This window comes from Micromonospora sp. NPDC049051 (assembly GCF_043197575.1).
In the GTDB taxonomy this organism is placed as follows: domain Bacteria; phylum Actinomycetota; class Actinomycetes; order Mycobacteriales; family Micromonosporaceae; genus Micromonospora.
Genome location: NZ_JBICTL010000009.1, coordinates 155,683 through 176,243, shown reverse-complemented (window position 1 = coordinate 176,243; position 20,561 = coordinate 155,683). Strand labels below are relative to the sequence as shown.

13 protein-coding genes, 1 rRNA gene and 1 pseudogene are annotated in these 20,561 nt (G+C 74.1%); 10 read left to right on the top strand and 5 right to left on the bottom strand.

From position 1 onward, the window contains the following. Positions 1-88 (top strand): 5S ribosomal RNA (gene rrf, locus ACGFIR_RS28885); the annotation flags it as partial. Between the two features lie 208 nt (positions 89-296). Here rrf and ACGFIR_RS28880 read toward each other — a convergent pair. The 3 genes from ACGFIR_RS28880 to ACGFIR_RS28870 form a co-directional block, all read right to left on the bottom strand. Next, complete coding sequence (locus ACGFIR_RS28880) at positions 297-764, bottom strand: DUF4279 domain-containing protein (protein ID WP_392997852.1); 468 nt, start codon at positions 762-764, stop codon at positions 297-299. 126 nt (positions 765-890) lie between these two features. Further along, complete coding sequence (locus tag ACGFIR_RS28875; RefSeq protein WP_393148357.1) at positions 891-2,714, bottom strand: VanW family protein; 1,824 nt, start codon at positions 2,712-2,714, stop codon at positions 891-893. A gap of 104 nt (positions 2,715-2,818) precedes the next feature. Beyond that, a complete protein-coding gene (locus ACGFIR_RS28870; protein ID WP_393148355.1) occupies positions 2,819-4,147 on the bottom strand; it encodes a polysaccharide biosynthesis protein in 1,329 nt (442 codons plus the stop codon). A 157-nt stretch (positions 4,148-4,304) separates the two neighbouring features. Here ACGFIR_RS28870 and ACGFIR_RS28865 point away from each other — a divergent pair, with 157 nt between their 5' ends. Beyond that, the gene (locus ACGFIR_RS28865) at positions 4,305-5,060 is read left to right on the top strand and encodes an FkbM family methyltransferase (protein ID WP_393148353.1); all 756 of its coding nucleotides are present in this window, start codon (positions 4,305-4,307) and stop codon (positions 5,058-5,060) included. 16 nt (positions 5,061-5,076) lie between these two features. Here ACGFIR_RS28865 and ACGFIR_RS28860 read toward each other — a convergent pair whose 3' ends face one another. Further along, on the bottom strand, positions 5,077-6,954 hold the full coding sequence (locus ACGFIR_RS28860; protein ID WP_393148351.1) for a hypothetical protein: 1,878 nt from the start codon (positions 6,952-6,954) through the stop codon (positions 5,077-5,079). Positions 6,955-7,089: 135 nt separating this feature from the next. Here ACGFIR_RS28860 and ACGFIR_RS28855 point away from each other — a divergent pair, with 135 nt between their 5' ends. Beyond that, positions 7,090-8,808, top strand: coding sequence for a hypothetical protein (locus ACGFIR_RS28855; RefSeq protein WP_393148349.1), 1,719 nt, complete (start codon positions 7,090-7,092; stop codon positions 8,806-8,808). Beyond that, positions 8,805-8,969: a hypothetical protein gene (locus ACGFIR_RS28850; RefSeq protein WP_157747273.1), complete on the top strand. Its 165-nt coding sequence runs from the start codon at positions 8,805-8,807 to the stop codon at positions 8,967-8,969. The genes ACGFIR_RS28855 and ACGFIR_RS28850 overlap by 4 nt, the downstream gene beginning before the upstream one ends. A gap of 156 nt (positions 8,970-9,125) precedes the next feature. Here ACGFIR_RS28850 and ACGFIR_RS28845 read toward each other — a convergent pair whose 3' ends face one another. Beyond that, complete coding sequence (locus ACGFIR_RS28845; RefSeq protein WP_393148347.1) at positions 9,126-10,283, bottom strand: glycosyltransferase family 4 protein; 1,158 nt, start codon at positions 10,281-10,283, stop codon at positions 9,126-9,128. Positions 10,284-10,534: 251 nt separating this feature from the next. Here ACGFIR_RS28845 and ACGFIR_RS28840 point away from each other — a divergent pair, with 251 nt between their 5' ends. The 6 genes and pseudogenes from ACGFIR_RS28840 to ACGFIR_RS28815 all read left to right on the top strand — a co-directional run bounded on the left by ACGFIR_RS28840 (position 10,535) and on the right by ACGFIR_RS28815 (position 20,537). Continuing rightward, complete coding sequence (locus ACGFIR_RS28840; RefSeq protein ID WP_392997859.1) at positions 10,535-12,205, top strand: substrate-binding and VWA domain-containing protein; 1,671 nt, start codon at positions 10,535-10,537, stop codon at positions 12,203-12,205. Beyond that, entirely contained in the window at positions 12,202-16,548 is a 4,347-nt protein-coding gene (locus tag ACGFIR_RS28835; protein WP_393148345.1) for an alpha-(1->3)-arabinofuranosyltransferase, read from the top strand. The genes ACGFIR_RS28840 and ACGFIR_RS28835 overlap by 4 nt, the downstream gene beginning before the upstream one ends. Further along, positions 16,545-17,366 (top strand): class I SAM-dependent methyltransferase, encoded by an 822-nt coding sequence (locus tag ACGFIR_RS28830; RefSeq protein WP_393148343.1) that lies wholly within the window; start codon positions 16,545-16,547, stop codon positions 17,364-17,366. The genes ACGFIR_RS28835 and ACGFIR_RS28830 overlap by 4 nt, the downstream gene beginning before the upstream one ends. 67 nt (positions 17,367-17,433) lie before the next feature. After that, positions 17,434-18,453 carry a DUF3068 domain-containing protein gene (locus ACGFIR_RS28825; protein WP_393148341.1) on the top strand — a complete coding sequence of 340 codons (1,020 nt, stop codon included), beginning with the start codon at positions 17,434-17,436 and terminating at the stop codon, positions 18,451-18,453. 536 nt (positions 18,454-18,989) lie between these two features. Further along, positions 18,990-19,088, top strand: a pseudogene (locus tag ACGFIR_RS28820) (cholesterol esterase); the annotation flags it as partial. Positions 19,089-19,163: 75 nt separating this feature from the next. Beyond that, entirely contained in the window at positions 19,164-20,537 is a 1,374-nt protein-coding gene (locus ACGFIR_RS28815; protein ID WP_393148339.1) for a DUF6114 domain-containing protein, read from the top strand. Positions 20,538-20,561: the final 24 nt, after the last annotated feature.

Here is a 20,561-nt window from a genome sequence, read left to right as displayed (position 1 = left end):
CGGTTACATTCCGAACCCGGAAGCTAAGCCCTCCAGCGCCGATGGTACTGCACTCGGGAGGGTGTGGGAGAGTAGGACACCGCCGGACAATCTTCCAGTTCAGGGTCACCCTTCGGGGTGACCCTGAACTGCGTTACGGGTCGTATTCGCTCGGCCCCGCCGCCCGAAGCGCGGAGCCAGCGCGGAGTCCAGAGTCCGAAGCGCCAAGCCCGGAATCCGAAGTGCGAAAGCGCGGAGCCCAGGAGGCGTTCAGCATTCCTTCGGCAGGTGGCGGAGCCGCTCTGGACCCTCCTGGGTCAGCTGTACTCGTCGACGTCCAGGTCTGCGCCCACCAGGTGCAGGAACGCCAGCGTCGCCCGGTCGAGGTGCCAGCCGAGCAGCTGGTGCTGGCCCGGTAGCTTCGTCAGCCCGCCCACAGCGACGGCTTCCTCAGGCTCGCCGTCCTCGGCGTCGAGATGGCGGACCACCTGTAGCCGGGCGCCTCCCTGCTCACCGTCGACGCTGCGGAGGTCCGCCGCGACGTGACGGACCTCCGCAGCCAGCGGCAACAACCGGGCGACGACCCGGGCGATCTGTTCGTCCACTGCCAGACCGGGCTCCCGGCAGGTGATCTGCCAATTGTGGAGCACGGGTCGGGGCGGCTCCACCGACCGGCTGCCCCGTACCAGGACCTCGTCCGGCTCCAGCCCCAGGCGAGCCGTGATCTCGCTGGCGGGGACGCTCCGGGACCGGAGACTGAAGTAGGCGTACTGCCGGATCCACATCCGCGGAGGCTACCGGGGCGCGCACTGCGGGCGCAGGAGTCAGCGTCAGCGGTGTGCGTACGGCAGGGGGAAGCCCCGCCGGCGACGTGGCCGGCGGGGCTTCCCCGAGCGGGACTCAGACGGCGGTCAGGAGGGCTCCGGGCCGCAGATGAAGCGGGGCTCGGCGGAGTAGCGCCAGGTGAACTTCTCCCGCTTCACGACCTTGCCGTCCTTCTTGATGACCCGGAAGGCGTCCTGGGTGAAGCCCTGGCTGCCGCTGGCGGGGATGCACGTCGGGCCGGGCTTCAGGTAGACCGTGGTCGGCTGGGTGATGTTGCGGCGCGGACTGTACTCGGTCTTCACGCTGTCCCAGATCTTGGTGCTCCAGATCGACACGGTGATCGAACTCGACGTGTAGGAGGTGTCGATCAGGACGCCGTACTCGGTGTTGTTGCGGAACTTGAAGTCCAGGTCCGGCCAGAAGATGGTCGACTCGATGACCGCCGGATACCGGCTGAACCAGTACGAGTGCGGCTTGTGCTCGACGTCCTCCAGCCCGGCGTAGTACGTCGCGTTGAACAGCGTGGTGGTGAACTGCGAGGTGCCGCCGCCCACGCCTGGGACCAGCTTGCCGTCGAGGATGACGGGAGCGTCCCGGTAGCCCTGGGCGTAGCCACGCTCGCCGGTGTGGCCGTTGAGCGAGAACGTCTCGCCGGGCAGCACCACCGTGCCGTCCACGTCCTTGGCGATCGTGATGATGTTCTGGCTGCGCGGCGAGGAGAGCCCGCCGGTGAACCGGGTGGTGAAGGTGGAGACCCGCTCCTTGATGCCCAGCCCGGCCAGCTTCGCCGCGGTCAGCTCCGGCTCCGCAGGCTTCAGCTCGCCGGCGACCTTCCGGTCGTCCGCCTTCGGCAGGACGGCGAGCAGGTCCCGGCTGAGGGCAGCGCTGTCGAGCTGCTGGCCGGGCTTGCCGTCGACGACCTTCGGCTTGCCGCCGGAGATGGTCATCCGGGCGTCCGTCGGCGGTACCTCGATCGCGGCCAGGTCGGCGCCGAGCGCTGTGCGCAGCCGCTTCACGTCGACCTGCGGGGTCAGTTTGCCGGCCTTGTCGGCGGTGAACCGGAGGCTCCTGGCGATCGCGGTCGGCGGGATCCGCAGCGAGCCCTTGCCGGTGGTCAGCGTGACCGGGGCGGCGACGGCCGGCTTCGCCAGCTCGGCGACCAGCCGGTCCACCTCCTCGGCCGTGGTCGCCGGGTGCGTCTCGACCAGCGGCACGGTCACCGGCTGACCGCTGAGCCAGCCCTCCCGTACCACCTGCGCGGAGCGCTCCGGATCGAGCGCGAGGCTCGGCTTCGGATGCACCGCCTTCGGCGTGGTGCCCTTCCAGGTGATCGCCGGCATCGTCATCTTCCGGCCCTGGTCGCCGACGATCTTCTCGAGGGCGGCGTCGAGCCGGGCGGCGTCCACGGTCACCACGGGCTGCACCGCCCGGGATCCCACGAGCCGGTCGACCGCGTGCGCGTCGGCCTCGGCAGCCGCCGCCACCGTGGCGTCGACGTCGATCGCCAGGCCGACGGAGGCCGGGTCGATCGTGGCGGTCCGCTCGCCGACGCGTACCGACAGGGGGGTGGCGAGGTCGGCGGCGCGGCGTTCGAGGACCGCCCGCAGCTCCCGTGCGGCGTCCGTGCGGCTGCGGCCTCCCAGCTCCGCGCCGAGTACCGTCGTCCCGCGCGGCACGTCACCGGCGTACGCGTAGACGCCCGCCCCCGCCACGGAGCCCAGCACCACCGTGGTGATCCCGGCGGCCAGCAGCAGGCGGAACCGGCGGGACCGCGACCCGCCCGGACCGCCGGGCCCGCCCGCCGGAGCTGCCGGCTCGGGCTCGTCACCGGGCCAGGTCACGGCTGTGACCTGCACGGTGGGCCGGTCGTCGGCGGGTGGAGTCTTCTCGCCGTACAGCGTCACGGTCACCTCGATCGGACGTACCACAACGGGGGGAGCACGTCTCCGCCCGGAAGACACCTACGGTAACCGGCGCTCCGGCGAGGGCGGCAGCCTACGCCCCCACCGCCTCGTTACCGCGTGTCGTCCGGCGTGTCGCGGGGCACCGGTCGGCCGTGGGCCGGGGCGGCGGGAGACGGGTCGGAGGGCTCCGTCAGGGCCCGCCGGTCGGGAGACGGCCGGACGTGGGGCCGGCGGAAGGTCAGCCAGGCCATGACCGTGGCTGTCGCGACGGCGGCGGCGAGCGCGCAGGACAGGACGCCCTCGACCGTGCGCGGCGCGACGAGCAGGGCCGCCCCGGCGAGGCCGACGGTGGCCGCCCAGAGCGGCGCGGCGGGCCACCGGGCGCCCGTGGCAACCCGGTCGTTGACCAGCATGAAGACCACCGCGTAGAGGGCGCCGACGGCGGCGAAGAGGGGTGCCGTGCCGGCCAGGTGCAGGTAGTCCGCGCCGCCGGCGAGGCGGAACGCCAGTTCGCCGGCCAACGCGGAGGCGCCGACGAGGACCGCGCCGCAGGCCAGGATCAGCCCCAGCGCGGCGACCCGGGCCCGCCGGTCGCCCTGGGCGAGCCGGGGCAGCACCAGCACGGTGACCACCTGAGGCGCCCAGAGCGCGCCCTTGGTGAGCACCGACCCGACCGCGTACCCGCCGGAGGCGTCGTCGGGTAGCAGCTGGCGGGCGAGGATCAGGTCGGCGTACGAGATGGTGAGCATCGCCAACGACGCGCCGCACGCGGTCATGACGTGCCGGGCGGTCAGCCGGCGGTCCACCGCGGTGGCCGGGGCGACTGCGGGCGGGGCCGGCGCAGCGGGCCGGGCCGGGCGGGCGAGGCGGGCCAGCAGGGGCAGGACGGCCAGCCCGGTGAGCGTGGCGAGCAGCAGGCAGGCGACCGGCCCCCGGCCGAGGGCCAGCCCGAGGACGAGCCCGCCGTAGCGGCCGGCGGCGAGCACGGTCATCGCGGCGGCCAGGCGCAGGAACCGCTGGTCGCCCTGGAGTTCACCGAGCCAGCGGCCGGCCAGCACGGTGGCGAACGTGGTCGCCGCGAGCAGCAGGGTCAGCGCCACCGGCAGGCGCAGCGCCGCGCTGAGCACCGGGGCGGCCAGCGCGGTGACTCCGGCGGTGAGCGCGGCGGTGCGCAGCGCGAGGCGGGCGGCGCTGGTGGCACCCCACCGGGCGCGGTGCGCGGCCACCGCGATCTGGAGCCCGAAGCCGGGCACGGCCGCGATGGCGGCGAGGGCGAGCGCGGTGGCCAGCGCGCCCAGTTCGGCGGCGGCCAGCCGGCGGGCCCCGAGGACCGGGACGAGGTACGCCAGCGCGTTGGTCAGCATGGTGGCGACGGTGACGGCGGCGCCCGCCGCGCCGAGCCGGACGGCTCCGGTCTCTCTGCCCGTCGTCCGGGTCATGTCACCCCATGTCGCGCTGCTGTCCCGGCACGGACGGTGCGCGTCGCGGCCGGTGGAGCGGCCGGAACGGGCCCGACCCCGGGTGACGGTACCGGTCAGTAGGGTCTTGCGTCAGCCCCCTGCCCATCCGCCCGGGAAACGTCTAGTGTGCTGGCCCATGGCGTCGACGCACGTGGCCCCCGCAGCGACCTCCGGGTTGGCCTCGATCCTTCCCGAACGGTTCGTCGCGGCCGCGATCCGCCGGGTCTACCCGCGGGTGGAGCCGGAGCTGGCCCGGTTGGCCGGTTTCGTGCCGCGCGGCGGCACGGCCGTGGACGTCGGCGCCTGGTACGGCCCGTGGACGGCGCGGTTGCTCAGGCGCGCCGACCGGGTGGTCGCGGTGGAGCCCACCCCGCCGCTGGCCCGACAGCTGCGGGCGGCGTTCCCGGCCGTCGAGGTGGTCGAGGCGGCCGTGTCGGACCACGAGGGCACCGCGTCGCTCTACCTTCCCGAGGGCGGGGCGATCGTCGGCACCTCCTCGCTGGAGGACCCTCGGCAGGGCGACCCGGTGGAGGTCCGGCGGATCACGCTCGACTCGCTCGGCCTGACCGACGTGCGCTTCGTGAAGCTGGACATCGAGGGGCACGAGCTGCCGGCGCTGCGGGGCGCGGCGGAGACGGTCCGCCGGGACCGGCCGGTGCTGCTCATCGAGGTCGAGGAGCGCATCCAGCCGGTCGGCCCGCTGCTGGAACTGCTCGACGGCTGGGGCTACCGGGGGTACGTGCTGCCGGGGCGGGACTGGGTGCCGCTGGCCGACTTCGACCTCGGCGGGCACCAGCGCGCGGCGATCGCCCGGGTCGGGCAGAGCTTCGCCCGCCGGGTGCTCTGGCCGCGCCCCCGCTACGTGAACTCGGTGCTGTTCCGTCCCGAGTGACCCCGCCCCGGCAGGCTCACTGCTGCGGCACGGGGGTGCCGACGACGACCTCGTTGGTGCAGATCGTCACGCCGTGGCGTGGGACGTGCAGCTCGACGCTGTCGCCGCCGCCGGTGAACTCGAAGTGGTACTGGTGCAGGCCCTTCTTGACGGGGAACTCCCGGGCGCTGCCGCCGAGGCGGAAGACGGCGGTGGCGTCGGCGGAGCTCAGGTAGCCGATCCGGACCACCCAGAACCAGTCGTCGCGCGGCGCGCTGAGCGGTATCCGTACCGTCTGCCCTCCGAGGATCTTGTAACCGCAGCCCTCGTCGGGCCCGGGCGGGACGGCGGGCCCGTCCACCCGGACCGGGGCGATGCGTCCCTGGTCGTCGAAGATCGCCGGCTCCTCCGCCCCGGTGACGAAGACCGGGCCGTCCTCCAGCGCCTGGAAGAACTTCGACTGCCGGTTGTACGGCGCGGAGAGGTTGGGCACCACGCCCTCGGGAACGGGCCGGTCGAGGAAGACAGTGCCGGGCGGGGCGGCGGCCAGCTCGGTGCGCGCGGTCTCCAGGTAGGCCAGGCCCCGCTTCACGGCCCACTCGTCGCCGTACCGCGCGGTGCTCCAGGCCGTGCCCAGACCGGCGGCGAGCAGCACGACGACGAGCAGGGTGCTGGCCGTCTCGCGGTACCGGGTCAGCCACTCCGGTCGCTCGCCGTCCGCCGGGTCCGTCTGCGTACCGGCCGCCGGCTGGCTGACAGGAGAGGCCAGGCCGAGCAGCGCGACGCCGATGCAGAGCGCGGCCACCACGACGACGTCGCTGACGTACCGGGGCACGGAACCGGCCACGGCGCTGTAGACCGAGCCGAGCCGGGTCGCGCCCAGCAGGGTCACCACCAGGACCAGGTACGCCCCGAGCAGCACCCAGGCGCGCCCGGCGGTGCGACGCAGTCGTACGGTCAGCACGACCAGGGTCAGGAAGACGGCCCAGGACAGCCAGCGGCCCAGCTCCGGTGGCGCGGTCACCGGGGCGCCGTCACCCGCCGCCATCCACTGCCACGGCCCGCCGAGCAGGCCCGGAACGACGGTCGAGCCGAGCAGCTGCCACAGGAACGACAGCACCTCGTTCAGCGAGTCCGGCTGGCGCAGGGAGGACTCCGAGCGGGTCAGGTAGAGCCCGGCGAAGCCCAGCGAGACGGCGGTGAGTACGGCCCACGACGGCCAGTAGCGGCGCACCGTGTCCCACACCGCCCGTACCGGCGGGCCGTCGACGAGCAGGCACGCGGTGAACAGGAAGACCAGCGGTACCACCAGCAGCGCCTTCTCGAAGAAGAGCAGCCCGAGCACCACCGCCAGGGCCAGGCTGACCAGGTGTCGGCGGCGGCCGGTGCGGACGTAGCGCAGCTGGGCGCCGACCGCCAGCACCATGGCGAGCTGCATGGGCACCATGTTCACGCCCACCGCCCACCAGGTGCCGGCCTCCAGGGTGAGCGGACTGAACAGGAAGATCGCGAGCGGCACCAGCAGCGCCAGACCGGGCCGGACCAGCGTGCGGAGCAGCCGGAAGAAGGCCACGGCCAGCACCGCCTGGCCGGCGGTCATCAGCAGCACGTACGGCCAGTAGGCGAGGCCGACCACCCGCGTCACCACCCAGGTGAGCAGCAGGGCGGCCGGCATGAAGTGGTTGTTGTACAGGGTGAGCAGGAAGCCCGGCGTGAGGTCGGCCTCCGCCGCCCGGGAGACCAGCACCCAGTCGTCGACCGCGAGGTGACCCCGGGAGGCGAGCTGCGCCCGCCACAGCAGGCTGACCACGATCATGGCGACGCCGATCGCCCGCACCGGGTCGGCGCGTACCCAGCCGCCGGTCGTTCCGTTCTCGTCAGGCTGGGCGGCCCCCTCGGACCCGGTCGATGCCATGGCGGGAAGACTGCCACACCGCCGACCGCTGTTCCCATCAGGCCAACGGATGGTTCGGTCGCGGCCCGGCGTCCGCGTACAGTGGCCGCCACCAGCGCGGCGGTCGTCGCGCCCGGGCAGTGGTGAGGTCAGGGGATGCGCGAACGGCTGGTGCCGCACGGCGTGGCCGCCGCCGTGACGGCGGTGGTGCTCGCCCCGCTGGCCCTGCCCGGGTACGTGCTCCGCTACGACATGGTCTTCGTGCCCCGGCAGGCGCTGAGCTGGGAGGCGATCGCCCCGGCCACGGCGCTGCCCCGGGCCGTCCCGCAGGACGCGGTGGTCGCGCTGGCCAGCCAGGTGGTGCCCGGCTGGTTGCTGCAACGGCTGGTGCTGTGCGCGATCGTCTACCTGGCCGCGCTGGGCGCCGCCCGGCTGGTGCCGACCGACCGGGTCGCGGTCCGGGTGGTGGCCGCCGTCGGGTACGCCTGGACGCCGTACCTCGCCGAGCGGCTGCTCATCGGGCAGTGGGGGCTGCTGGTCGCGTACGCCGCGCTGCCCTGGCTGGTGCGGGCGGCGCTCGACGTGCGGGCGGGCCGGCGGGGCGGGCTGCGCCGGCTGCTGCTCGCGGCGGCGGCGTCGGCGATCACGCCGACCGGCGGCGTGCTCGCCCTGGCCGCGGTCGCGGTGCTGCTGCCCGGGCGCTGTCCGGCGGCCGTCCGGTCGACGGCGCTGGGCGTGGGGTTGACGGTGCTGCTCAACGCGCCGTGGCTGGTCGCCGGGTCCGTCACCGCCGACGCCGGTCGGTCCGATCCGGCGGGGGTGGCGGCGTTCGCCGCGCGCGCGGAGAACTGGGCCGGTCCGCTGGCGGCGCTGGCGGGCACCGGCGGCATCTGGAACGGGCAGAGCACTCCCGCCTCCCGGGCGGTGGTGCTGGTGCCGCTGGCCACCGTGCTGCTCCTGGCGGTCGCCGGGTACGGCGTGCCGCTGCTGCGCCGGCGCTGGCCGCCGTCGGCCGCCGGTCGGTTCGGTCTGCTCGCCGCCGGCTCGTGGCTGGCGGCGGCGCTCGGGGTGCTGCCCGGCGGCGCGGACCTGCTCGGCTGGCTGGTCGCCGACGTGCCCGGCGCCGGGCTGTTCCGCGACGGACAGAAGCTGCTGGTGCCGTACGCGCTGGCGCTGGCGGTGGCCGGCGCGCTCGGCGCGGAACGGCTCGCGGAGCGGCTGGCGGCCCGCTTCGACGCGACGACCGCCGCGGTGACGCTGGTCGGCGCGGCGCTGCTGCCCGTGGCGATCCTGCCCGACCTGGCCTTCGGCGGCGTCGGCCGGCTCCGCCCGGTGGCCTGGCCGGCGGACTGGGCGACGGTGGCCAGGTTGACCGCCGAGCGGCCGGGCGAGGTGATCTCACTGCCGTTCCAGGAGTACCAGAGCCATCCGTGGAACCACGGACAGGTGGTGATCGATCCGGCGCCCCGGTACCTCGCCGTGCCGGTGCTGATCGACGACACGCTGCGGGTGGGCGGCCTGGCGGTGGCCGGCGAGGACCGCCGCGCGGCGCGGGTGCGCGAGAAGCTCGCCGCCGGTGCACCCCTGTCGACCACCGGCGCCCGGTGGGTGCTGGTGCAGCGGGCGGCCGGCCCGCCCCCGACCCCGGCGGCGCTGGCCGGGCTGCGAACCGTCCACGCGGGACCGGAGCTGACCCTCTACGAGAACCCCGACTGGACGCCGCCGCCCGCGCCGGCCCGGCCCGGCGCGGTGGGACTGGCCCACCTGTTGGCCGGAACGGTGGTGGTGGGGATCGTTTTTTCGGGCGCTGCGCGGGTAGGCTACCGCGTGGTAGCGTCCCGGCACGCGAGTCCCGCGGAAGGAGAAGGTGGATGAGGAACCTGCCCGCGTTCGTCGCCGTCGGGGTACTCGGGGTCGTGCTCGGCCTGCTCGGGAGCGTCGGACTGGCGAATGCGCTCAGCCCGTCCGCCAAGGAGGCCGCCAACACCAAGGTGAGTGAGCAGGGAACCGAGGCTCCGCTTTACGGCACGCGCTGAACCAAACGCACGAAGGGCGCCCGCTGACGCGGGCGCCCTTCGTCGTTCCCGGCGGCGGGCGGGCCGGAGCCGTTGCAGGCGACGCTGCGCGAGCCAGCGGACACGTCGGCTCGTTCCCGGCCGGCGGACACGGCGTCGGTGGCCAGGGGGCCGCGCTCAGGGGCGGGCGGTTACCTGCGTGACCAGGTGGGCGAACCGCGCGCCGGTCGCGGTCCAGGTGAAGCGGGACGCGTGCAGCAGCGCGGCCTCACCCATCGCCTTGCGCCGCACGTCGTCGCCGAGCAGTTCGCGGACGACGGCGGTGAACTCCGGCTCGTCGTCGACGAGGAGCCCGGTCTCGGTGTCGACCATCGCCTCGGCGACGCCCCCCGCGTAGCGGAACGCGACGGTCGGGGTGCTCCGGGCGGCGGCCTCCACGATGGTCAGGCCCCAGCCCTCCTTGAGCGAGGGGGTGAGCGCCAGCCACGCCGACGAGAGCACGCGATGCTTCCCCTCCTCGCTGATGAAGCCGGTGAACCGGACATGATTCGCGATGCCGAGTGATTCGGACAGCTCCCGAAGTGGCTGCGTCCACCAGCCCTGGCCGGCCACCACCAGCTCCAGATCGGGCATCTCGGCGACCAGCTCGGCGACCGTGCGCAGGGCGATCTCCACCCGCTTGTGCGGCACCAGCCGGCCGAGCACCAGCAGCGACGGGTGCGGCGTGCGGGGCAGCGGTGGGCCGGTCACCGGCGGCGTCCCGTTGGGCACCACGTCGATCCGGTCCGCGTTCACCCCGAGGGCGGCCAACTCCGCGCGGCTCGCCTCCGACACCGTCACGTAGCGGCAGCGGCGGTAGAGCCGGACCGCCAGCCGTGACTCGATCCACCAGCCCAGCCGGGCCATCTTCGGGCCGAAGACCACCGGCCACTGCTCCCGGTGCACGTGGTGCACCAGGGCGAGCACCGGGCGGCCGGCGTAGAGCGGGGCGAAGAACGGGACCCCGTTGCAGACGTCGACGACCAGGTCCGGCCGGCCCAGGCCACGCCGGCTCAGGGGGCCGAAGCCGAACCGGCCCGCCAGGCAGGTCAGCGCCGCCCGGGCGTAGACCGTCATCCGGGAGCCGCGCCGCAGCACGCGTACGCCCTCGGGCGTGGTGGTGGCCGGGCCGGCGTTCTGGTGCGCGGCGCAGAGCAGGGTGACCCGGTGCCCGGCGGCGACGAGTTCGGCGGCGATGCGCTCGACGTAGACCTCGGAGCCGCCGCCCTCGGGGTTGGTGGTGTCGCGCCAGTTGAGGAACAGGACGTGGCGCGAGCGGGTGTCGGAGTTGTCCACGCTACTCCTACCGGCGAGTAATGAAGCTCGATTCGCGCCACACTAGGGCGACGCGGCTCACATTCGCAATGGGCCGGCGCGACGGCGACGGTTCGGTCACGGCCGGTCGCCAGGGGTTTGCCGGCAACCGAAAACCTTGGCAGGGTGTGCAGCGCGACTGCGTACGGTGTTGGGCGTCGCTCGGCGCCACGAGGCGCGACCTGCGGCCGGACGTCCCCTTCGTTCCGGCGACGACGAGGAGGTGACCGGGCGTGCTGCGCGACGATCCGGCAGCGGTGCGGGGCCTCTTCCGGCGGTCGCCGGTGGTGCTGCTCAGTGCCGCGCTCGCGCTGCTGCTGGCCGGCTGGGCCACGGTGGCGTACCTGCGGTCCGACCGCAACGTCCCGGAGTGCGTGGACCGCGTCCAGCTACGGGTCGCCGCCGCCCCGGTGATCGCGCCGGCCCTCGACCGGATCGTCCGGGCCAGCGTCGGCACCCAGCCCTGCGTCTCGATCTCGGTGCAGGCCCAGGAGTCCGCCGCCGTCGCCGCGCAGGTGGCCGAGGGCGTGGACGTCGCCGACGCGTGGGTGCCGGAGTCGACGTTCTGGCTGTTCCGGGCCCGCGCGGCCGGTGCGTTCGAGGTGCCGGCGCAGGGCACGTCGGTGGCGAGCACGCCGGTCGTGCTCGCGGTGGCCGAGCCCGCAGCGCGCCGGCTGGGATGGCCGGCGAAGCAGCTGACCTGGCGGTCCGCCGTCGGCCCGAAGGCCCGCGCCGTCAAGGTGGGGCTACCCGACCCGGCCGTCGACCCGGTCGGTGTCGGGGCGGTGCTCGGGGTGCGTGGCCTGGCCGCCGGGGAGGACGACCCGGCCGGGGCGGTCGCGGCGGTGCTGCGCCGGCTCGCCGACCGGACGTTCACTCCCGACGCGGGCGGGACGCTGCCGGTCGGGTCGGCCCTGCCGCGCAAGGCCGACGCCGTGGCGACCAGCGAGCAGGCCGTGCTCGTGCACAACGCGCTGGCCGGCGACGACAAGCTGGTCGCGGCGTACCCGGAGGTGGCCGTTCCCGCGTTGGACCTGCCGTACGTGGTGCTGCCCGCCGCCCGCGCTCCGGTCCGGGACGCCGCCGCGCGCTTCCTGACCGACCTGCACACCGTCGAGGCACGCGACCTGCTGAGCGAGTACGGCTTCCGTACGGCTGCCGGTTTCCCGCCGGCGGTGCCCCGCGACAACCGGCTGTCGCCGGAGGTACGCCAACCGGTGCCGCTGCCCGCCGAGGAGGTCGTCACCGAGGCGCTGACCGGCTGGAGCGGCGTGCAGCGCAGTGCCCGCATCCTCACCGTGCTCGACATCTCCGGCTCAATGGCCGCCCAGGTGCCCGGTTCGGACGAGACCCGCCTCGAGGCCACGCTCAAGGCGGCCCGGGAGGGCTCCGGCCTGCTGCTCGACAACAGCGAACTCGGGGTGTGGGTCTTCTCCACGAAGGTCGACGGCGACCGGGACCACCAGGAGATCCTGCCCGTCGCGCCGCTGGACGAGAAGCAGCGGAAGCGGCTGACCGAAGGGCTGCGCGCCGTCCGCGTGAAGCCCCAGGGCGGCACCGGGCTGTACGACACGACGCTGGCCGCGTACCGCGACGCCCGGCGGCACTGGACGCCCGGGCGGATCAACCTCGTGCTGATCATGACCGACGGGCGCGACGAGGACGGCGACAGCATCGGCCGGGCCCGGTTCCTGACCGAGCTGGCCGAGTTGCAGAATCCGCGCCAGCCGCTGCCGATCGTCTTCATCGGGCTGGGCAAGGACATCGACGCCGACGACCTGAAGTCGATCGTCAAGGTCACCGGCGGGCAGGTCTTCAGCACCGACGAGCCCAGCGGCATCCGCGAGATCTTCTTCTCCGCGCTCGCCGACCTCAGCTGCCTGCCCCCGGAGTGCCGACGGTGAACCAGCACTCCCGGCCCCGGCACCCCGGCGGCCTGGTGCGTCGAAGCGTCCGGTCGGTACGCGAGGCGCCGGGCACCGTCCTGTCGCTGCTGCTGCTCACCGTGATCGCGTTCGTGCAGCGGCCCGGTCAGGTCACCTTCGACACCAAGCTCGACCTCGCCGCGAACCCCGTGCACTTCATGGCCCGGGCGCTGCACATGTGGAACCCGGAGGCCACCTCGGGGGAGCTGCAGAACCAGGCGTACGGCTACCTGTTCCCGATGGGGCCGTTCTTCGCCGGGGGGCAGCTGTTGGGCGTACCGCCGTGGATCACCCAGCGGCTGTGGACGGCGCTGCTGCTCGCCGCCGCGTTCTACGGCCTGCTGCGGCTGGCCCGGGCGCTGGGCATCGGCACCGAACCGACCCGGTACGCGGCGGCCCTCGGCTACGCGCTGGCCCCCCGGATGCTCACCGAGATCGGTGCGCTCTCCTCCGAGACGCTCTCCGCCGCGATGCTGCCCTGGGTGCTGCTGCCGCTGGTCCTGGTGCGGCGGATCGGGTCCCCGCGACGGGCCGCCGCGCTCTCCGCGCTGGCCGTGCTCGGCATGGGCGGGATCAACGCGGCGGTGGTGCTGCTCGCCCTGCTGCTGCCCGGGGTCTGGCTGCTCACCCGCCGCTGGGACCGCGAGCACCTGCGGCTGGTGGGCTGGTGGTGCCTCTGCGTCGTCGGGGTCTGCCTCTGGTGGATCGTGCCGCTGCTGCTGCTCGGCGAGTACAGCCTGCCGTTCCTCGACTACATCGAGTCGTCCACCACCACGACCGCCGTGGCTTCGCTCTTCCAGGCCGTACGCGGCACCAACCAGTGGGTCGCGTACATCGTGCAGGGCGATCCGTGGTGGCCGGCGGGGTGGCTGCTGATCGACAACCCGGTGCTGATGACGCTCACCGCAGTGGTGGCGCTGGTCGGCCTGGCCGGGCTGGCCGGCAACCTGCTGCCCGAGCGCCGGTTCCTGGTGCTGGGCTTCCTCACCGGGCTGACCCTGCTCACCATGGGCTACGTCGGCAGCCTGGACAGCCCGTTCTCGGCGCCGGTGCGGGACCTGCTGGACGGCCCGTTGGCGCCGTTCCGCAACGTGCACAAGCTGGACCCGGTGCTGCGGCTGCCGCTGATGCTCGGCTTCGCGCACGGCGTCGACGCGTGGGCCACCCGGCTGCACCGGGCCGCCACCCGACGCCGCCCCGCCGGCCGCCTCTCCCGCCGGCTGCGCCCGCTGCTGTTCGTACCGGTGCTGCTGCTGGTGCTGGGGGCCGCCGCGCCGGCCTGGCTGGGGCAGCTGCGACCCGGTCCGGGCTGGTCGGACCTGCCGCCGCACTGGCGGGCGGCGGCGACGTGGCTGGCCGAGCGCGACGCGTTGGCCCGCACCCTGATGGTGCCGGGCTCCGGCTTCGGCCAGTACGAGTGGGGGCGGTCCGTCGACGAACCGCTCCAGGCCCTGGCCGGGGCGCCCTGGGCGGTGCGCCACCAGATCCCGCTCGGCTCGGCGGGCAACACCCGGATGATGGACACGGTCGAGTCGGTCCTGGCCCACGGCCGGGGTTCGGCCGGGCTGGCCGACTTCCTGGCCCGCTCCGGGTTCCGGCACCTGTTGCTGCGCAACGACATCGACCGCACGCAGGTGGACGCGCCGCCGGTGGCGGCGCTGCGCCAGGCGCTCGCCGGGTCGCCGGGGATCACGCGGGTGGCGACCTTCGGCAGCACCACCACCTTCGGCCGTACGCCGGGCAGCCCCGTCGACGAGGCTGCCGGCCCGCTGCCGGCCGTCGAGGTGTACGAGGTGCAACGCCCGGTGGCTGCCGCCTCGGCGGTGCTCGCCGCCGACGTGCCGACGGTCAGCGGTGGGCCGGAGTCGCTGCTGCCGCTGCTGGAGCAGGGGCTGGTGGAGCGGGACCGGCCGGTGGTGCTGGCCGGTGACCGGGCCGGCTTCCGCGACGGCGGCGACGAGTCGTGGATCGTGACCGACGGGCTGCGCCGCCGCGAGCGTGACATCGGCCGGGTCCGCGACAACCTCAGCCAGACGTTGACCGCGGCCGAGGCGAGCCGGCAGGGCCGCGTCGCCCTGGACCTGCTGCCGTTCCCCGGCGACCAGCACCAGACGGTCGCCACCTACCAGGGCGTACGCGAGGTCAGCGCCTCCAGCGCGATCAGCTTCGTGGACAGCTTCGGCCCCGCCGACCCGTCGCACCTGCCCTTCGCGGCCGTCGACGGCGACGAGCACACCGCCTGGCACTCGGCGCCCCTGGCTGGGCCCGTCGGCCAGTGGCTCCAGGTGGACCTGGACACGCCGCGCGAGGTCGACCGTGTCACGCTCAGCTTCGTCGACGACCTCGGGGTGGGGTGGCCGGTGACCCGGTTCCGGCTCACCACGGACCGGGGCTCGGTGGACCACGAGGTCGCCCGCACGCTGGGCGCGCACGCGTACTACACGCTTCCGGGCTCCACGAGCCGCGTACGCGTCACGGTGCTGGCGGTGGCCGGTGAGCGGATCGACGGCGGGGTCGGCATCAGCGACCTCGGCATCCCCGGCACCACCCCGCGCCGGGCGCTGCGCGTCCCGGCCGACATCCCGGCCGGCTTCGTCGGCCCGGTCGCCTGGTCGTTCAGCCGGGGACCGGCCGACCGCCCCGCCTGCTTCCCGGCCGCCGCTGCCGACTCCGGCTCGGACGCCGCGCCGTCCACGGGTTCCGGCCTCCGGCCCGCCGGCACGGTGATCCGGTGCGACCGGTTCCTGGCCCGGACCGGTGAGGAGCCGCTCGGGGTGGACCGGGTGTTCCAGAGCGCGGCCCCCGGTACGTTCCGGCTGGACCTGACCGCCGTGCCCCGCCCCGGCGGGCAGTGGACGCTGTCCGGGGTGCCGGTGCGGGCCACCGCCTCCTCCCACCTGGCCGGCGATCCGGCCGTGGCCGCGTACGCGGCGATCGACGGCGACCCCGGGACGGCCTGGCTGGCCGACACCGGCGACCTGCGCCCCACCCTGCGGCTGAACTGGTCGGAGCCGCGCCGGATCGCCGAGCTGCGGCTGCTTCCCGCGGAGCTGCCGGTCGGCTCGCTGCCACAATCGGTCGAGGTACGCACGCCGGGCGCCAACCGGGTGCTGCCCGTCGACGCGGACGGCACGGTGCGCTTCCCGGCCGTACGGACGGACCGGATCGAGATCGTGGTGCGCGAGTCCGCCGAACGGATCGCCGACCGGCGGGGCAACGGCTGGACGGCGACCGTGGGGATCGCCGAGGTGCAGATCCCCGGGCTGGACGGCCTGCTCCGCCCGATCGCCGGTGCGACGCGCGTCGTCGAGCGGTGCGGGTCGGGGCCCTCCGTCGAACTGGACGGGCTCCGCTACGACACGTCCGTCGCCGGCACCCTCGCCGACGTGCTCGACGGCCGGCCGCTGCCGGTCACCGTCTGCGGCGCCACCGGCGCGGTCGTGGACCTCCGGGCGGGCGGGCACCGCCTGGCGACCACGCCGTCGGACGGTTTCATCGTGCAGGACGCCGTACTGCGTCCGGAGGCGGCGCAGGCCGCGCCCCGGCACCGCGAGGTCACCGTGGTCGACTGGAACCCGGCCGACCGGCGGGTGCGGGTCGCGGCCGGCGACACGGCGCTGCTGGTGGTGCCGGAGAACGCGAACGCCGGCTGGACGGCCACCGTGGACGGCCGGCCGCTGACCGCCACCCGGGTCGACGGCTGGCAGCAGGCGTGGGTGCTCCCCGCCGGTGGTGAAGGAGAGGTCCACCTGACGTTCGCCCCGGACCGGACGTACCGGGGTGGGCTGGCGGCGGGGGCGGCGACGGCGTTCGGGGTGTTGCTGCTGGCGCTCCTCCCGGTACGGCGACGCGCGGCGGCTGGCGTTCCGCCCCTGTCCGGAGCGGTTCCGGCCGAGGGCCCCGTCTGGGCCACCGGCGCCCTGCTGGTGGTGCTGCTCGCCGCGCTGGGTGGCGTACTGCCGGTGGCCATCGTGCTGGCCGCGATGCTGCTGCGGCAGTTCACCCGCCGGGCGCTTCCGGTGGTGGTGTTCGGCGCGCTGAGCGTCGCCACGGTGACGACGGTGGCCGGCCGGTTGCAGGGCCACGGCCAGGAGTGGGCGTACGGCCCGTGGGTGCAGGGGGCGATGCTCGTCGCCGTCGGGGCGGTGGTCGCCGCCGTGCTCCCCGTTCCGGGCGTCCCGCCCGAAGAGGCCGTCGCGCCGGCGGCGGTGCCCCGCACGAGGACGGGCACGGGAGACGCGGATGATGTGACGCCGGGCCTCGGGAACGGGCGACCGGCCGCAGCCACGGATCGGGACGACGACGGGACGGTGGCGCGATGAGCGCAGCACATGACGGGACGGGTCGGGCGGCGCGCCGCCGGTTCGCCACGCTGGGCAGGTCGGTGGCCCTGTTCCGGGCCTTCCTGGTCGAGCAGACCGACCCGGACCGCTTCTACGGGCTGCTCGCCGGGGACTCCGTACGCCAGGTGTCCGGTTACGTTCCGCTCGCCGGACGGACGGTGCTCGACGTCGGCGGCGGCCCCGGCTACTTCGCGGCGGCCTTCCGTGCCGCCGGGGCCCACTACGTCGGGCTCGATCCCGACGTGGGCGACTTCTCGGCGGCCGGGGACTCGGTCTCCGGCATGCTGCGGGGCAGCGGTACGGCCCTGCCGGTCCGCTCCGGCGCGGTGGACGTGACGTTCTCGTCCAACGTGCTGGAGCACGTCTCGGAACCGGACCGGATGCTCGACGAGATGGTCCGGGTGACCCGGCCGGGCGGGGTGCTCTTCGTGTCGTTCACCCCGTGGTTGTCGCCGTGGGGCGGGCACGAGACCGCGCCCTGGCACTATCTCGGCGGCGACCGGGCCCGGCGGCGGTACGAGCGCCGCAACGGCCGCCCCCCGAAGAACCGGTTCCGGGAGACGCTCCACCCGACCTCGATCGCCCAGACGCTGCGCTGGGCCCGGGGCAACCCGGAGGTGGAGCTGCTCGACGCACTGCCGCGCTACCACCCGTGGTGGGGCCGGTGGGTCATCCGGATTCCCGGCGTCCGCGAGGTCGCGGCGTGGAATTTCCTGTTCGTTCTGCGTCGGACCGGTGCGGAGCCGGGCGGCGCGGCGGAAAAAACAGAGCTGACCGGGGGTCGCATTGCTATGTGACTTGGTAGTAACCTCGCGGCCATCTCTCATCGACAGCAGCGAAATTTAGGTCCTCCGGGGAGGAAACATGAAGCACCGCGCCATAGGTGCCGTGCTGTTCGGCAGCGGCATCCTGCTCCTGGCGCTTGCCGCCGGGCTTGTGTTCGTGGTCAAGCCGGCGATGACCAAACTGCCATACGATCTGGAAGCCTCGACTTCGGTCGCTGAGGCGAGGGGTGCGACCTTCCTCCAGATCACCAACGGCAACATCGCGATCAACCGCGCCGACCTGAGGTCCACCGTCCGCGTGACGCCCGACGCGAAGACGACCGGCGAACTCTCCGGTGACCTCGACGGCAAGGCCATGGTGTGGCAGGTCGGGCAGACCGTGGAGCGGACGGACACCAAGGAGTTGGTGAGCGCCTACGGTCTGGCGCTGGCGCTGGACCGGGTTTCCGGTGCCGCGCTCGACTGGAACAACCAGTACCTCGACGACACCGGTACGCGGGAGAAGGTGCAGTTCTCCGGCCAGATGTACAAGCTCCCGTTCAACGCGGAGAAGAAGGCCTACCCGTTCTACGACCGTGACCTGCGCAACGTGCGGCCCGCGGAGTTCAAGGGCACCGAGGACATCAAGGGCATCGAGTCCTACCGCTACGAGCAGGTGATCACCGACGAGCAGCTGAACCTGGCGGAGGAGCGGGTCAAGCTGCTGCTCGGCACGCTCGCGCCGGGTGCGACCACCGGCAAGGTCGTCTACAGCAACACCCGTACCGTCTGGATCGACCCGGTGACCGGCTCGTTCCTCAAGGTGCGCGAGGTGCAGCGCAAGACCCTGGTGCCGGACATCGGCGCGCCGGCCACGCTGCTCGACGCCGACTTCTCGTACACCGAGGACACTATCGCCGCCTCGGTGAAGCGGGCGGAGGACAGCCGGCAGAGCCTGACCCTTCTCGGCGTGTGGGCGCCGATCGGCCTCGCGCTGCTGGGCCTGATCCTGGCGGTGGTCGGTCTCATGGTGGCCCGGCGGGGCGCGGCCCAGTCGGCGACGGAGCCGCGTCACCGGGCGGACGTGACCGCCGAGCAGCCCGCCGTCCCGGGTCGCTGAACGATGGAGGATTCCCCGGTGTCGACGACGTGGCGTGCGGACGGTCCGGCGGTGCCGGGCCGGCGTCCGTCGCCGGGGAAGGTGGACCAGCGCTGACTGCGCGCTGAGCGTCATGCGAAGGGGTGGGCCGGGTTCGGTCCGCCCCTTCGCTGTGTGCTGGGCGCGACGGCCTCGTTACTGAATCGTAATGCATCGATGCGTAGTCACTCAGAGTAATCGATGCTGGCGGGGTAAATCCCCTTTGGCCGTTTTGTGGTGCGGTCGATGCCCTGCCGTCGCCCACTCTCGGTCACCGCAGCGCCACCTCGCGCGGATCCTGCGTCGCGCGCGGGCGGTCGGGGTCTTGTGACCCGTGCCGCGCAGGAGCAGCATCATCGGCACATTCGTTACCCGCCGGTAACAGGGGGCGAGGCTCAGGTGCGGGGCCACCAGTCGCCGACCGGCCGTCCGCGCGACATGGCCGAGGAGGAAACCTCGTGCAGGATCGGTTCGACAACCAGGGCCGCACCCGGTGGCGGCGCTTCGCCGCGATGATGGTGCCCGCGACGGCGCGGTCCACCCACGCCGGCACCTTCAACCTGACCGGCCTGACGATGAAGGTCAACGTCGGTGCGGACGCCAAGGAATGTTTCTGACCTGATCCCCGGGCCCGCGGCGGTCACGCTCCGCGGGCCCGATCCCGTCCCCTCTGGTTCCGGCAGGAGGCGTACGTGACGACCGTCGATCAGCAGCCCGCGCGGCTCGACCGGTTCCGCGAGGCGTGGCACGGCTTCCGCCGCTGGCGGCGGGTGCGACCGTTCTGGGGCGGCCTGCTGACCGCCCTGGCCGGCCTGGAGATCTTCGGTACCACCCAGATGTCGCTCGGCGACCTCACCTTCCAACTGGGACCGACGGGCTTCCTCTCCTGGCTGATCCCCACCATGCTGGTCGCCTGCGGGCTGCTGATGTGGTTCAGCCCGCAGCAGCGGATCTTCTACGCGGTGATCGCCTCGGTCACGGCGCTCTTCTCACTGATCGGCGTCAACCTGGGCGGCTTCTTCGTCGGCCTGCTCCTCGGCCTGGTCGGCAGCGCCCTCGGTTTCGCCTGGATGTCGGACGCCGCCCCCGCCGACGGCCCGGCACGGTCGGCCGGCGACCACCGCTCGTACGCCGTGCTTCCGGTGCTGCTCGGCCTCTCGGCCGCCGTGGCCCTCGTCGCGCCCGGCCCGGCGCCGGTGGGTGCCGCCGCGCCGCCGGCCCCCGCCTGCCCGACCACGGCTCCCGGTCCGGGCGGGACGCGGCCGGCCCCGACGGGCACGCCGAGCGCGACGGCGGCCCCGACCGGCACGCCGAGCGCGTCGCCTGCACCGGCCGGTCCCAGCCCGTCCCCCTCGCGGGGCGGCATCGTCGACGACATCCTGGACGGTATCGGGGACCTCTTCGACGGCGACCGGAACGACGACAAGGAGCCGGCCGCCGGGGCGACGCCGTCGGCCACGCCGAGCCTCCGCCCCACGCCGACCGTCAGCGCCACGCCGACCGTCGGCCCCACGCCGACAGGACGGCCCAACCCCCGACCGACCGACAGCGGCCAGGGCTGCGCCCCGGCCGATCCGAAGCCGAGCCCGTCCGGGGAAGTGCCGCCGGGCGAGAAGCTGCCGCGGATCGCCCCCGCCCCGGGCCAGCCGGTGGTGGCGGCGGTGCCGTCGAAGCTCACCGGTTCGAAGGTGACCATGGCCGGGCTGCGGTTCGAGGGCATCGTCGACCTGCCCACCGCCGACGGCAGCCTGCGGGTGCTGAAGTTCAGCATGGACCAGGCGGTCACCGAGGACTTCGTGCTCCGCTCGCCGGGACCGGACGGACGGACGATGCGGTTCGTCACGGACGAGCTGACGGTGCGCGGGGACGTCGCCTTCTACGCCACCCGGTTCGTGGGGCGGCTGCTCGGCATCCCGGTCACGCTCACGCCGGACCTGCCCTTGCCCGACGGCCTGCCGATCACGTCACCAGTTCCGATCACCTTCACCGACCCGGCCATGGACCTGGCGTACGTCAGCAGCGACACGCTGACCGCCCGGCCGGTGCTGAGGCTGACCCTGCCCTGACCTCACTCCACCACCACCCGGTGC

What these genes read in the sequence shown, in the direction of transcription:
- ACGFIR_RS28880 (WP_392997852.1), bottom strand. Translation starts at nt 764, where the DNA reads ATGTGGATCCGGCAGTACGCCTACTTCAGTCTCCGGTCCCGGAGCGTC.
- ACGFIR_RS28870 (WP_393148355.1), bottom strand. Translation starts at nt 4,147, where the DNA reads ATGACCCGGACGACGGGCAGAGAGACCGGAGCCGTCCGGCTCGGCGCG.
- ACGFIR_RS28865 (WP_393148353.1), top strand. Translation starts at nt 4,305, where the DNA reads ATGGCGTCGACGCACGTGGCCCCCGCAGCGACCTCCGGGTTGGCCTCG.
- ACGFIR_RS28860 (WP_393148351.1), bottom strand. Translation starts at nt 6,954, where the DNA reads ATGGCATCGACCGGGTCCGAGGGGGCCGCCCAGCCTGACGAGAACGGA.
- ACGFIR_RS28855 (WP_393148349.1), top strand. Translation starts at nt 7,090, where the DNA reads ATGCGCGAACGGCTGGTGCCGCACGGCGTGGCCGCCGCCGTGACGGCG.
- ACGFIR_RS28850 (WP_157747273.1), top strand. Translation starts at nt 8,805, where the DNA reads ATGAGGAACCTGCCCGCGTTCGTCGCCGTCGGGGTACTCGGGGTCGTG.
- ACGFIR_RS28830 (WP_393148343.1), top strand. Translation starts at nt 16,545, where the DNA reads ATGAGCGCAGCACATGACGGGACGGGTCGGGCGGCGCGCCGCCGGTTC.
- ACGFIR_RS28825 (WP_393148341.1), top strand. Translation starts at nt 17,434, where the DNA reads ATGAAGCACCGCGCCATAGGTGCCGTGCTGTTCGGCAGCGGCATCCTG.